Source organism: Paraburkholderia caffeinilytica (assembly GCF_046030355.1).
In the GTDB taxonomy this organism is placed as follows: Bacteria; Pseudomonadota; Gammaproteobacteria; order Burkholderiales; family Burkholderiaceae; genus Paraburkholderia; species Paraburkholderia caffeinilytica_B.
Genome location: NZ_JAQQCQ010000005.1, coordinates 245,995 through 259,147 on the forward strand (window position 1 = coordinate 245,995; position 13,153 = coordinate 259,147).

General features: G+C 62.5%; 13 protein-coding genes. 8 read left to right on the forward strand and 5 right to left on the reverse strand.

Annotated elements, in window-relative coordinates; all coding sequences use genetic code 11:
- Positions 1-22: 22 nt before the first annotated feature.
- On the reverse strand, positions 23-970 hold the full coding sequence (locus PQQ95_RS10265) for a CerR family C-terminal domain-containing protein (protein ID WP_408437276.1): 948 nt from the start codon (positions 968-970) through the stop codon (positions 23-25).
- Between PQQ95_RS10265 and PQQ95_RS10270 the strand changes: the two genes are divergently transcribed.
- Genes PQQ95_RS10270 through PQQ95_RS10280 form a run of 3 tightly spaced genes read left to right on the forward strand, consistent with a single transcriptional unit; the run spans position 894 to position 5,135 of the window.
- Positions 894-2,036, forward strand: a complete 1,143-nt coding sequence (locus PQQ95_RS10270; RefSeq protein ID WP_408437277.1) for an HlyD family secretion protein — start codon at positions 894-896, stop codon at positions 2,034-2,036. The genes PQQ95_RS10265 and PQQ95_RS10270 overlap by 77 nt on opposite strands.
- Positions 2,029-3,639 (forward strand): MDR family MFS transporter, encoded by a 1,611-nt coding sequence (locus PQQ95_RS10275; RefSeq protein WP_408437278.1) that lies wholly within the window; start codon positions 2,029-2,031, stop codon positions 3,637-3,639. Before PQQ95_RS10270 ends, PQQ95_RS10275 begins: the two co-directional genes overlap by 8 nt.
- A gap of 17 nt (positions 3,640-3,656) precedes the next feature.
- Positions 3,657-5,135 carry an efflux transporter outer membrane subunit gene (locus PQQ95_RS10280; protein ID WP_408437458.1) on the forward strand — a complete coding sequence of 493 codons (1,479 nt, stop codon included), beginning with the start codon at positions 3,657-3,659 and terminating at the stop codon, positions 5,133-5,135.
- Between the two features lie 31 nt (positions 5,136-5,166).
- Here PQQ95_RS10280 and pdxR read toward each other — a convergent pair whose 3' ends face one another.
- Positions 5,167-6,693, reverse strand: a complete 1,527-nt coding sequence (gene pdxR, locus PQQ95_RS10285; protein ID WP_408437459.1) for a MocR-like pyridoxine biosynthesis transcription factor PdxR — start codon at positions 6,691-6,693, stop codon at positions 5,167-5,169.
- A 167-nt stretch (positions 6,694-6,860) separates the two neighbouring features.
- Here pdxR and PQQ95_RS10290 point away from each other — a divergent pair, with 167 nt between their 5' ends.
- Positions 6,861-7,523, forward strand: a complete 663-nt coding sequence (locus PQQ95_RS10290; RefSeq protein WP_408437279.1) for an FMN-binding negative transcriptional regulator — start codon at positions 6,861-6,863, stop codon at positions 7,521-7,523.
- Positions 7,524-7,604: 81 nt separating this feature from the next.
- On the opposite strand, the gene PQQ95_RS10295 is transcribed toward PQQ95_RS10290, so the two are convergent.
- A complete protein-coding gene (locus PQQ95_RS10295; protein ID WP_408437280.1) occupies positions 7,605-8,243 on the reverse strand; it encodes a TetR/AcrR family transcriptional regulator in 639 nt (212 codons plus the stop codon).
- A gap of 228 nt (positions 8,244-8,471) precedes the next feature.
- Between PQQ95_RS10295 and PQQ95_RS10300 the strand changes: the two genes are divergently transcribed.
- The 4 genes from PQQ95_RS10300 (at position 8,472) to PQQ95_RS10315 (ending at position 10,675) form a co-directional block, all read left to right on the forward strand.
- Positions 8,472-8,873: a nuclear transport factor 2 family protein gene (locus tag PQQ95_RS10300; protein ID WP_408437281.1), complete on the forward strand. Its 402-nt coding sequence runs from the start codon at positions 8,472-8,474 to the stop codon at positions 8,871-8,873.
- A gap of 49 nt (positions 8,874-8,922) precedes the next feature.
- Positions 8,923-9,678, forward strand: a complete 756-nt coding sequence (locus PQQ95_RS10305) for an SDR family oxidoreductase (protein ID WP_408437282.1) — start codon at positions 8,923-8,925, stop codon at positions 9,676-9,678.
- Between the two features lie 121 nt (positions 9,679-9,799).
- On the forward strand, positions 9,800-10,132 hold the full coding sequence (locus PQQ95_RS10310) for a hypothetical protein (protein ID WP_408437283.1): 333 nt from the start codon (positions 9,800-9,802) through the stop codon (positions 10,130-10,132).
- A gap of 303 nt (positions 10,133-10,435) precedes the next feature.
- Positions 10,436-10,675, forward strand: a complete 240-nt coding sequence (locus PQQ95_RS10315; RefSeq protein WP_408437284.1) for a hypothetical protein — start codon at positions 10,436-10,438, stop codon at positions 10,673-10,675.
- Positions 10,676-10,729: 54 nt separating this feature from the next.
- On the opposite strand, the gene PQQ95_RS10320 is transcribed toward PQQ95_RS10315, so the two are convergent.
- Together PQQ95_RS10320 and PQQ95_RS10325 are read right to left on the reverse strand one after the other, a co-directional pair.
- Positions 10,730-11,800 (reverse strand): rhodanese-like domain-containing protein, encoded by a 1,071-nt coding sequence (locus PQQ95_RS10320; RefSeq protein ID WP_408437460.1) that lies wholly within the window; start codon positions 11,798-11,800, stop codon positions 10,730-10,732.
- Positions 11,801-11,993: 193 nt separating this feature from the next.
- Positions 11,994-12,650 (reverse strand): peroxiredoxin, encoded by a 657-nt coding sequence (locus tag PQQ95_RS10325; protein WP_408437461.1) that lies wholly within the window; start codon positions 12,648-12,650, stop codon positions 11,994-11,996.
- Positions 12,651-13,153: the final 503 nt, after the last annotated feature.

Sequence of the window (13,153 nt, forward strand, 5' to 3'; positions counted from 1 at the left end):
CTTGAAGTGCGTCACCCAGGGATCACGGCTGCTTGCGTGACTTTCCTTTGCCTGTTGTTTGCGCGGCGGGTGGGGGTTCTTCATCACGTTCCCGGTTCCATTGTTCAAGTAGCGTGCGCGTCTGTCGGCGGATGGTCGACTTGAGCTGCTGGGCTTTCTCGGCATCGATGCTTTTCCAGCCGAGCATCGACAGCGTCGCCCGATGCGCGATGTGAAAAATCATCAGTTGACCATGCAGGCTGAAGGTGCGGATCAGCGTCGTCGGATCATCGGCGGGGCGCCCTGAGATTCGTGCCACGAGCGCCGCGCTCGCATTGTTTATCGGCTCGCGGAGCCGGCAGGTGAGAATCCGCGTCGCGCTCTCGGGTTCGTGTCCCGCCTGCTCGCGCGCGAAGAAAAGCCGCCGCTCGGCATTGTTCGCTTTCGCGAAGGCGGTGTCCGCGATCGCTTCCTGAATGCGGATGAAGGCGTCGATCAACGTTGCGGTGTCGGCGTTTTCACGCAGCGCATTCTGCGCATGTTCGACCACCGGCTCGAATGTCTTCCATGCTTCGTCGGCGAGCGCCTCGATGCAGGCGCGATACACCCCTTCCTTATTCTCGAAGTAGTACTGCAGCGCAGGCGCGTTGACGCCGGCGCGGGCCGCGATGTCGCGTGTCGACGCGCCCTCGAAACCGTGTTCGCCAAACAGTTCGATCGCCGCCTCGATGATCCTGTGGCGCGTTTCGTCGCCGCGTGCGTAGCCGCCCTCGGGCGAGCGGCGCAGCTTCTTTGCGGTGCTCATGCATCTGTCTCCAATACGACCATTGCGGAAATTCGTAAGAAATATATCACTTGACACAATTCTACCGACTGGAATAATTGTGCCACCTGGAAACAATTGGACCCATACGATGTCAGCGACCGCAGGCTCTCCCTCCCGCCCGATACCCGCCGAAGATTCGCCCGCAGCGGGCGCGAGGCGTCCCACCCGGCGAACGGTGCTGATCGCGCTCGGCGTCGTCGCGCTGATCGTCGGCGCCGTCTGGCTCGCCCGCTGGTGGACCGTCGGCCGCTTCATCGAAAGCACCGACGATGCTTATCTGCAGGCTGACAGCGTCACGGTTGCGCCCAAGATCGCCGGTTACATCACGGAAGTTTACGTCGCGGACAATCAGGTCGTGAAGCCGGGCGATCCGCTTGTCCATCTCGACGCTCGCCAGTATCAGGTCGCGCTGGACCAGGCGCGGGCCACGATCGATGCGCGCAAGGCCGACATAGAACGCGCGCAGGCCGACATCAAACAGCAGCAGTCCAACATTGCGCAGACCCAGGCGCAGCAGCAGGTGGCGCGCGTGAGCGCGCAGCATGCGAGCGACGAAGTACGGCGTTACGCGCCGCTCGTCGCCACCGGTGCTGAAAGCAGTGAACGGCTGGCGGAATTGACCAGTAGCCGCGATCAGGCGAATGCCACGCTCGCCGCGAACTCTGCGGCGGTCGAGGCAGCACGCTCGCAGATCGGTTCGGCGACCGCGCAACTCGCGCAGGCACGCGCACAACTCGAAGCAGCCCAGGCCAGCGCACAGCAGTCGCAACTCGATCTCGACAATACCGTGGTGCGCAGCGTCCTCGGCGGCAAGGTGGGCGATCGCACCGTGCGGGTTGGTCAGTACGTGCAGCCCGGCACGCGGATGTTGACGGTCGTGTCGGTCCAAAGTACCTATTTGCTGGCGAATTTCAAGGAAACGCAGGTGGGCCGGATGCGGATCGGTCAGCCGGTGGAAATGCACGTCGACGCGTTGCCCGGCCATGCGTTGCACGGCGTGATCGATAGTTTCTCGCCCGGCACGGGCTCGCAATTCGCGCTGCTGCCGCCGGAAAACGCAACCGGCAACTTCACGAAGATCGTGCAGCGGGTGCCTGTGCGGATTCGTATCGACACGGGCGCGGAGACGCGCAGCGTGCTCTTGCCGGGGCTCTCGGTCACCGTGGATGTCGACACCCGTTCCGCGCGCGATCGTGACGCGCGCATCGATAGCGAGAACCATCGTGGCTGAGCCGGGAACCGGAGCGCCGGCCGCCGCGGCGCCTGCCGCACCGCATGCCGAGGAGCGTGCCAGCGTCGGCGACTGGATCGCCGTCGCCGCAGGCGCGCTCGGCGCCTTGATGGCGACGCTCGACATCTCGATCACGAACTCCGCGCTGCCGCAGATTCAGGGCGAAATCGGCGCCACCGGCACCGAAGGCACCTGGATTTCGACCGGCTATCTGATGTCGGAAATCGTGATGATTCCGTTGGCGGCATGGCTCACGCGCGTGTTCGGCCTGCGCAATTTCCTGCTGACGAATTCCGCGCTTTTCATTGCGTTCTCGATGATGTGCGGCTGGTCGCACACGTTACCCATGATGATCGCCGGCCGCATCGGGCAGGGCTTCACGAGCGGCGCGCTGATTCCGACGGCGCAGACCATTATCCGCACACGCCTGCCGTTATCGCAGCTGCCGGTCGGCATGACCATGTTCGGCTTGATCGTGTTGCTCGGGCCGCTGCTCGGACCGGTTGTCGGCGGCTGGCTCGCGGAGAACATCAGCTGGAGCTGGTGCTTCTTCATGAATCTGCCGATCTGTCTCGCGCTGATGACGCTGCTGATCGTTGGCCTGCCGTCGGACCGGCCGCACTGGGAGGCGTTTTTCAAGGCGGACTGGCTCGGCATCGTAGGTCTCGCGATCGGACTCAGTTCGCTTACGGTGGTGCTCGAGGAGGGTCAGCGCGAACGCTGGTTCGAATCGTCGATGATCGTCGCGCTCACCTGCGTGTCGGTCTTCGGCATGATTCTCATTGCCGCCTCGCAAATGACCGCGAAGAAACCGATCGTGCGCCTCGGCCTCATGCGCAACCCGAATTACGCCAGCGTGATCGTGATCGTGTCCGCGGTCGGCGCAGCGCTTTATGGCGTGTCGTATCTGCTGCCGCAGTTTCTCGGCGTGGTAGCGGGCTACAACGCGGAACAGTCCGGCGCGATCATGCTGCTTTCGGGGTTGCCCGCTTTCATGATCATGCCGATTCTGCCGCGGCTGCTTGGCAAGTTCGACTTCCGCGTGCTGGTGATCACCGGGCTGGTGTTGTACGCGATCAGTTGCATGATCGACATCGACCTGACGGCGCAGAGCGTCGGGCACGATTTCGTCTGGTCGCAACTGATACGCGGGACCGCGCAGATGCTGGCGATGATGCCGCTCAATCAGGCGTCCATGGCGGCCGTGTCACGTGAAGATTCCGGCGACGCCGCCGGTCTCTACAACATGGCGCGCAACCTCGGCGGGTCGATCGGGCTTGCGATTATCGGTACCGTGATCGACCGGCGCACGACCTTTCATGCCGCGATGATCCGCGAATCGGTCAGCGCCAATTCGCTGATCGGGCAGGAGAGCCTCGCGGCGAACGCGGCGAACTGGTTCGCCCATACAGGGGACATGGCGTACGCGCAGATGCGCGCGCTTGGCCAGCTCGGCGCACAGATCCAGCAGCAGGCCATCGTCATGACCTATTCGGAAACCTTCTATCTGCTCGGTATCGCGCTGCTCGCCTGCATTCCGCTTGCGCTGTTTCTGAAAACGCCGAGCAGGAATGCGCCGCGGCCTTCTTCCGCCGGACACTAATGTATCTTCATCTCACCATGATGTTCAATCGTCCTTCGTGTTTCGCATTGGCCGCCGCCGCGCTTCTGTCCGTTTTGTCGGGCTGCACGGTTGGCCCGGATTATCACGGCGCGCCACCGGTTGCGCAGGACGCCCGCAGCAGCGCGACTTTCGTGCGTGCGCCAGCCGCCGGTACGACTGCGACGCCCGCGCCGAACCAGTGGTGGCTCGCATTCAACGACCCGCAACTGAACGACCTCATCGCCGCCGCGCTTGCACATAGTCCCGACGTGCATATCGCCCAGGCGCGGTTGCGGGAATCGCGTTCGCAATTGCAGCAGCAACGTGCGAACGCTTTGCCCAAAGTCTCTGGCGATGCTGCCGCGCTGCGCATGCGCTCGCCTGATCTGAGTTCGCTCAGTTCGGGAAGCGACTCAGGTTCATCGGGCAGCAATGCAGCGTCGTCGGGGCGCGGCCCGCTGCAGCTCTATACGGCGGGCTTCGACGCTACGTGGGAAATCGATCTGTTTGGCGGCACGCGGCGCGCTATTGAGGCAGCGTCGGCGGATGCGGAAGCCGTCGACGCCGATCTCGCGGACACCCAGGTATCGCTCGCGGCCGAGGTTGCGCAGGCCTACATCGAGTTGCGCGACCAGCAGACGCGGCTTGAACTCGCGCAGCATCAGGCGGAGATCGAACAGAAAATGCTGACGCTCACGCAGCAGCGCCGGGAACGCGGCACGGCGGCGGACATCGATGTCGAACGCCTGACCACCCAGGTTGAGAACACGCGCGCGACGCTGATTCCGCTCGACGCGCAACTGACCGATTCGCTCGACCGCCTCGCCGTGCTGACCGGTCGTGAACCTGGCGCGCTGGACCAACAGCTCGCCCGCACGCGGCCGCTGCCGGCGTTGCCCGGGACGGTGGCGATCGGCGATCCGTCCGCGATGTTGCAGCAGCGTCCCGACATTCGTGCAGCGGAGCGGCGGCTCGCGTCGAGCAATGCGCAGATTGGCGAACACATCGCGGATTTTTTCCCGAAGGTGACGCTGCTCGGTGATATCGGCTTTAGCGCAAGCGATCCGGGTCACCTCGTGCGCAAGAGCAATTTCAGCTGGATCGGCGCGCCGTATCTGCAATGGAATGCGTTCGATTTCGGTCGCACGCTGGGCAGCGTGCATGCGGCCGAGGCATCGCGTGACGAAGCCGAGGCGCGTTATACGAAGGCCGTGCTCGGCGCGCTGCAGGACGCGAACTCGTCGCTGTCGCGCTATGGGCATCAGCGCGAGCATGTCGTCACGTTGCAGAAGGTGGAAGCATCCGCGGTCCACTCGGCCACGCTGATGCGGCAGCGCTATTCCGCAGGGGTCGCCACGCTGATCGATCTGCTCGATACGCAGCGCGAAGAATTCACCGCGCAGCAGAGCGTCGTCGCGGGACAGGCCGAGTTGCTGAAGGATTTTGTGTCGCTACAGAAGAGCCTCGGCATCGGCTGGCAAGCGCAGCAAGGCTAGCGGTAGCGGGCGGACGCCGGCCATTCTCGTATCACTGCCCCAAAACGGTAGCGGCGCCCGGACGATTCGCACGGCGCGCCGCTTTTGCCGCAGCCGCGATACTCGCGGCGAGACGCTGCGTGGCCGTTTCGATTTCGGCGTCGCTGAAGCCCCCGAGACCCAGTATCAATCCCATCGGACCTTTGCCCTCGGAATACATGGGGGACACCGCTCGCACAGCGACGCCACTTTCGGCTGCTAACGACGCCACCCTCCTGTCGTCGACGTCGCCGCCGAGCCAGAGCACGAGGTGCATGCCCTGATCACTCGGCTGCAGCCAGGCGACCTCTTTCGGCAGCAGTCGCTCGATCGTCTCGATGATGCACGCGCGGCGGTCCGCATAGACGCCACGAATACGCCGGATGTGGCGATCCAGGTGACCTTCCGCGATAAAGGCCGCCAGGACGTGCTGATCCGCGTTTGGCGGATTGCGATCCATGAGCACGCGCGCGCCGCAGAAGGCCTCCACGAGGTTCTCCGGGACAACGGCATAGCCGAGCCGCAATGACGGGAACAGGATCTTGCTAAAGGTGCCGAGATAGACCACCCGGTTAGGGTCGAGTCCCTGGAGCGAAGGAAACGGATGCCCCGCATAACGCAGTTCGCTGTCGTAGTCGTCTTCGACCACCCAGGCATTGTTTGAGCGGGCCCATTCCAGCAATGCGTTGCGCCTCGCCATGCTCAATGGCATTCCGAGCGGATACTGATGCGACGAGGTCACGAAGGCCGCCCGTGCGTGCGGGGCCAGCTTGATACCCTCATCGACGTTGAGGCCCTCCGCATCGACGGGCACCCGGATCATGCGCTCCGGGCGGCCGCTGCTTTCCAGAATGGCGGTAATGCCCCGATACGCCGGGTCTTCCACCCACGCCGGCGCGTCGTCATCGAGCAGCACCTGGCATGACAGGTAAAGACCCTGCTGGGTGCCGCTCGTGATGATCACCTGGTCAGCTTCGCAGCGGACCGAGCGCGATTTCCTGACGTAGTCGGCCACCGCTTCGCGCAGCGCCCGTGCCCCTTGCGGCTCGCCATATCCAGCCGGAGCGCCGGGTCCGCGGGCGCGCAGCCGGTTGCCGAGCCGGCGCCAGACGTCGTCCGGAGCGGCGGGTCCAATGGGCACCGAAACAGCGAAAGGCGCCTGCGGGACGGCAGCAAACTGCCGTGCAACCTGGGCGAACAGGCGGGCGCGTTCTGGAAGCGGGGCGGCTGCCACTGACGAGGAACGCCCGCGGGCGTCGGCGGGCGGCGTCAACGATTGCGCCACGCGCGTGTCGGCACCAGGATGCGATTGCAGAAAGCCCTCGGCGATCAGTTGCTCGAATGCCTCGACGACGGTGCCACGGGCCACATGCAACGACGCAGCCAAGGTGCGCGTGGAGGGGAGCGCTTCGCCGGGTTTGAGGTCGCCGCGACGGACGGCGTCGCGGAGTGCCTGCGCGAGCTGCAGACCCAGATGGCCCGCGGCTCGATCCAGCATGCCGATCGACGGCACCTCCACCGCTTTCGGTTTGCGAGCCATGGCTTTCTGGTCCAAAGAAAATCATCCAAACTGGTTCTACAATATAAACCAGTTTGCAGCCACAATTCTTCACAGGCGTGGACCCTGCCATGCGCAGGGGGCCGCACCGGCGTTGCCTGCACCTGCAATGAGGGCTAGCGCATCGCTGCACTCATCACGGAGCTCATATGTACGTACCCACGCATTTTGATGAACCACGCACCGAGGTGCTGCACACGCTGATCACGGAGAATCCGCTTGGCATTCTGTTCACGCATGGCAAAAGCGGTCTGGACGCCAATCACATTCCGTTTGATCTGAAAGCCGACGAAGGCGCATGTGGCGTCCTTCATGCCCACGTGGCGCGTGCAAATCCGGTGTGGCAGGACGTGGCCAACGGGGACGAGGTCCTGGTCGTGTTTCGCGCGGGCGACGCCTACATCTCGCCCACCTGGTATCCGAGCAAGCACGAGTTTCACAAGCAGGTGCCGACATGGAACTACAGGGTGGTCCATGCCCACGGCCGGGTAACCATCCGCGATGACGAACGCTATGTTCGAGGGCTGGTTGCCCGTCTTACCCGGACTCATGAAGCATCCCAGCCCCAACCGTGGAAAATGACGGACAGCGCCAGCGACTACATCGATACGCTGCTCAAGGCGATTGTGGGCGTCGAGATCGAAATCACGCGCCTCGTCGGGAAGGTCAAGCTCAGCCAGAACAAGGAAGTGCGGGATATACAGGGCGCCGGCACTGCGCTTAACGAACGGGGCGAAAACGTGATCGGCGAGGCGATGCTTGAGTGCGCCGCGATAAAAGGTGCCGCAAAGGCCAACGATTCCCCCGTCTGACGCTTATAAAAATCGCGTCCAGCGTGGCACAGCGGTGAGTGTCGGTAAAGCTCCATACACACCGCCGAACTACCCGTTGGGTTACCGCCGGCGCGAGCGTCCGCTTGCCTGAATTTCAGGCTGCGTCTCCACCGCGGCGAGGAGATGCTGGCGACTCTCGTCGAGAATTTCATCCGAGAGCGCCGGATCAACGTTTGCAACAGCGCGCGACAGCAGCAGCGCACCGACCATCTGGCTGAACAACGTGATCGCCTTGCTGCGGCTGCCTTCGCTGATTCCCTCGGTTTCTTCGATGACCTTGGTGAATCGTTCGAGGTTCACCGCGAGCCCTTCTGCGTAAGAGTCGCGCGCGGCGTCGTCGAACCGGCGGGCGTCGCCGACAAAAACCGACCAGGGGCAACCCGCCTCGATATTCGCGCGATGCTCGGGCGACAGGTACCACTCAATGTTGTACTTGAGCGGGTCGGCGCCGGACGACTTCGCGTTTTCGATCAGCGCGGCATAAGCCTCTCCCCCTTCTTCCATCGCCTTTTCCACTACCGCGGCGACCAGCGCGTCTTTCGATTTGAAGTGGTTGTAGAAACCGCCCTGCGTAAAACCCGCCGCCTTCATCAGCTCGGCGAGCCCGACCGCATCGACCCCGCGCTCACGGAACAGCTTCTCGGCCGCTGTCACGATCGCGAGCCGGTTTTCAACCGCCTGTTGCCTGGAAACACCCACTTTCCCTCCCTCCGGTCGATAGCGACCCAATAAGATCCATCAAAAAATACAATGTCGATCACCATTGACATTGCCGAGGCGGCCGCCCACAATGCATCTCAATGACAATGTCATTCACCATTGTCTTGAGTATAGCCTTCTTTACCTGAATGTCCAGGCAGCGGGAGGCACAACGGTTATCCGACGCCTGAACGCGTCGTCACTTCACTCTTCAAAGAGGATCTCAACATGACGAAGACAACGCCTGAACAGAACAAGGCGCTCGTACTGGAAGCATTCGACACCCTGTTCAACAAGCGCGACTACGCAGCCGCCGAGCGCTTCTGGTCTGACCGCTACATTCAACACAGCGCCCATATCGCGCCGGGACGTGACGGCCTGTTCGACCTGATTCGCACGCTGCCCGATACCTTGCGCTACGAGAACCAGCTGATCCTCGCCGAGGGCGACTATGTCATTGCACACGGACGCTTCTCGGGGAACGGCAGGCCCGCTGCATGGATTGCAGCAGACGTCGTCCGCTTCGAAGACGGCAAACTCGCCGAGCACTGGGACGTGCTTCAGGACGAAGCGACCCGGGCCGACTCCGTGAGCGGCTTGCCGATGTTCGGCGACCGGTTCCCTGCCTAAACACGCCAACTCCACCTACAGCATCAGCAACTTCAACAGGAACATCATCATGAAACTCACCGGAAACACGATCTTCATCACGGGCGGCGGTTCGGGCATTGGCCGCGGGCTTGCCGAGGCACTCCACAAGCGCGGCAACAAGGTCATCATCAGCGGCCGGCGGCGCGGCCATCTCGACGAGGTGGTGGCGGCAAATCCCGGCATGGCGGCAATCGAACTCGACATTACCGACCCGGCCAGCATCGAGAAGGTGGCGGCGCAACTGATCGCGGAGCATCCCGATCTCAATGTGCTGATCAACAACGCCGGGATCATGCAGCCCGACCAGGCCGGCGGTCATATCGACGACGCGCTGATGGTGTCCACCATCACGACCAACCTCATGGGGCCGATCCGCATGACGTCGGCGCTGCTCGATCACCTCAAGACCCGGAACGATGCTGTCGTTGCCTATACGAGCTCGGTCCTTGCTTTCGTTCCGTTGGCCGTGACGTCGGTGTATTCATCGACCAAAGCGGCGCTGCATTCGTACATCCTCTCGCAACGCTTCATGCTGCGAAACACGAAAGTTCGCGTACTCGAGATCGCACCGCCGTGGGTGCGCACGGACCTCATGAACAGCCGCGAGGCCGAACAGGCGATGCCGCTTGACGCCTTCATCGACGAAACGATCGCCGTCCTTGGGAATGACGTGGATGAGGTTCTGGTCGAAGGGGCGAAGGCGTTCCGCGCGAATCCGGGGCCGGGTGAGCACGCGTTCGTCAATGACCTGAACGCGCAGATGACGGAATTGCTCGGCGGGTGAGGGGCTGCTCCGTTAATTGTGTTGACGTTGCGAGGCAGATGCCGCGCGCGAGACTCAAGCTTCGGCCCCTGCGCGCCGTTATACGGGTAACAACCGTAAAAGCTCAGGCAGGGGACCGGAGATGAACAACGATGAGCGTCTTAGGCGTGAATTCTATGTGAACCCGGCTTCCTATTGCCGGGTGATGGGCGTTGTTTCGGCCGTCACGTTCGGTCTCTACCGGGTGGAAGGCGGCGGAACGGTCGGGATGCTTTCCGTTCGCTGGGAGAAACTGGGCAATGAGATCGTGCCGCAACTGCATGCTTACTATGACAGTTGGCGCGTCCTGGCCTCGTTCTCCGATGTTCTCGCCCGGCTGAGCGAAGTGGCGGGGCCGTCCTGCTCGCCTGACACCTTGTGTCAAATCCTGCTGGATTGCGGATTCGTCGATCGGATCGAGTCGAGCCGGGATTGATTGCCCGCACCGACTTACCTCCAAATGGCGCTCATCGCCATGCACCGCCAATTAATTCCCAGACCAACCATGTCACGCCACGCCACATCGAATCTCCGACGTGTTTTCGCCGGCATCGCACTCGCTGCGATTTCCAGTCTGGTAGCCGGCTGTAGCGACGGGATATCGGAGAGCGATGTCGCATTCGTTACTACGGGTACGCCGCCCCAATTCGAATCACTACGGATGTACGGCGCGGCTCCGGATAACGTCGCTCCGGGCAGCGGCAAAACGCATGCCCCGGGTGGGCTTCACCAGGGATGCATGGCGATCATTCGCGCCGAGGGCCGCCATGTGCGCGAGACGGTCATTCTCGAGGAAGAGCCGGGCCCTGCTTTCGATCTTGACGTCGCCCGCACGTCCGACGGATGGAACGTGACTTCGGATGGGCTCACGCCGCCGAGCATCGATTCCGTCGGTTTCCGCACGCGCTTCACCCACTGCGTGAACGCGATCCGGGACAAGTACGCCGCTGAACCGGAAAAGGCTCCGTTCAATAAATAAGCATCGGTCGAGCTGCGCGCGTGGCCGACGATTCGCTATCAGCCGACAATACCGCTACATGCTGGCGTTTTCGACGACGCGGCCTTCCGCGCGCCAGCGGAGCATGCCGCCGGGCAGGTTGGCAACCTGTTCGAATCCGGCCTGTCGCAGCATGATCGTGGCTTGTGCCGACCGTCCGCCGGCGCGGCAGACAGTCACGATCGGACGTTCCTTCGCGAGTTCGGCGATGCGTCCGGCCAGGTCGCCCAATGGAATGAGCGTGGCGCTGGGAATGCGCCCCAGCGGCCCATTGAACTCGTCCGGCTCGCGCACGTCGACGATCTCGACCGCATGCAGATTTTCTTCGAGCCATTGGGCATTGATTTCCCAGATGCCTGCAAAGCTGCATGTGAGCGGCGCCCAATCGGGCTCCGCCATTTGCGCGGGGTAGCTCGCCGGCAGGCCGCATTTCAGGTTCGCCGGCACGGCCACATCGATCTGCTTTGGATGCGGCAGGCGCAGATTCGTCATGTACCCAGCGAAATCCTCTTCACATAGTTCGCCGCCAAGACGTGGATTGAAGCGCCGCTCCTCGTTCACACTGGTGACCGTCAAACCGCGATAGTCGTGGGCGGGGTAAAGCAGGCACGCGGCAGGTAGCGTAAAAATCTGGTTGTGGACCGCGCGAAACATCGCATGCGCATCACCGCGCTGGAAATCCGTGCGGCCCGTGCCTCTGATCAACAGGCAGTCGCCGGTGAACGCCATGGTCTCGTTGTCGAGTACGAGTGTGATGCAGCCATCGGTATGGCCCGGTGTGGCGCGTATGGCCAGATACCGCGCGCCGAACTCGACCTTGTCTCCATGGTTCAGATAGCGGTCCGCGCCGTCCGCGCCGCTCGCCGCCGAAATCGCAATCCGGCTACCTGTGCGGCGATTCAGCATCCATGCACCGGTCACGTGGTCGGCGTGGACGTGGGTGTCGATTGTGTAAACCAGATGCAATCCCAGCTCTTCGATCAGGGCCGCATCCCGGCGCACCTGTTCAAATACCGGATCGACCAGCACGGCCTCTCGCGTCGTGCTATCGGCAAGAAGATACGTGTAGGTCGACGATTGCTGATCGAATAGCTGCCGGAAGATCAACACGATTTCACTCCGCGGCCCGCTTTTGCGAGCGGTTAAGGATCGCGGCCCGTAGGGTGTCGCCAGACGGTCTTTCTTGCAGGCAGCAGATCGGGCCCCCGTTCAGCGAGCCGGGCACGTGAATGCACCCGGACTCACATTGGCCGCCTGACTTCGCTTTGTCTGGCGCTCGCAGCGCCAATCAATGAGTGCTTTACTTCGGTTGCGTAACGTATCGCAGGTACGGTTTCACCGTTTTGAATCCCTGCGGATATTTTTGTGTCGCTGCGTCGTTGGAAACGGAGGTGGGAATGATGACGTCTTCACCTGGTTTCCAGTTCACCGGCGTCGCCACCGTATGCTTCGCGTTGAGTTGCAGCGCGTCGAGCAGCCTCAACACTTCGTCGAAATTGCGGCCTGCGCTCATCGGATAGACGAGCATGGCTTTGACCTTCTTGTCCGGTCCGATGAGAAACACCGAGCGGACGGTCGCGTTGTCCACCGCGGTGCGCGGGCCGCCGCCGCTCGCCTCGGGATGAATCATGTCGTAGAGCTTCGCGACCTTCAGGTCCTGGTCGCCGATCAGCGGGTAGCCGACCTCGTGACCTTGCGTCTCGGCGATATCCTTGACCCACTCCTTGTGATCACTAACAGGATCGATGCTGAGGCCGATAATTTTCGTGTTGCGCTTATCGAATTCTGGCTTGAGACCCGCCAGGTAGCCGAGTTCCGTCGTGCAAACGGGGGTGAAATCCTTCGGATGCGAAAACAGGATCACCCAATGGTCGCCGATCCATTCGTGAAAATGGATCGTCCCTTCGGTGGTTTCAGCGGTGAAATCGGGAGCGTCTTCTCCTAGTCGAATCGACATCATCAATCTCCATAGGGCGGGTGCACCAAGTGCCCACGCTGAGGCCGGAGCGACGTCCTCCGGGCGGCATGGGTGTGTTGTGGCGACGGGTCCGACTCCAGATTACCCTCCGGCCGGGCGCACCGTATCGCGCTGGAGGACCATCCGCGGGCGCAGCAGACTCCGCGGCCCCCTCAAATAGCCATGATGCGGGACGGACACCGGGTCGCGCTGCGGTCGCCCCTATAGCGTAGAACAAAAAAGCGCTTCTCTGTAGGCCGGTTGCGGGGCGAAACCGCCCGTTGCAGCTGCGAGTTCGCTTGCGCGCCGGCGAGGTGGGAGTCGCACGTTGATCCGGTCAGATTGCCGCCTCGACCGGGCCGTTCGCTGCACTGCAACTAACATGGAACTATTCTGATGTCTGATCAATGCGCCGCCGCTGACACATCGTTCCAGTATCGGCGATGAGCCAGCCCGCGCATTTCATTTCCCTTGCCGCGAAGCACGCTTGGCCAGACACTCGA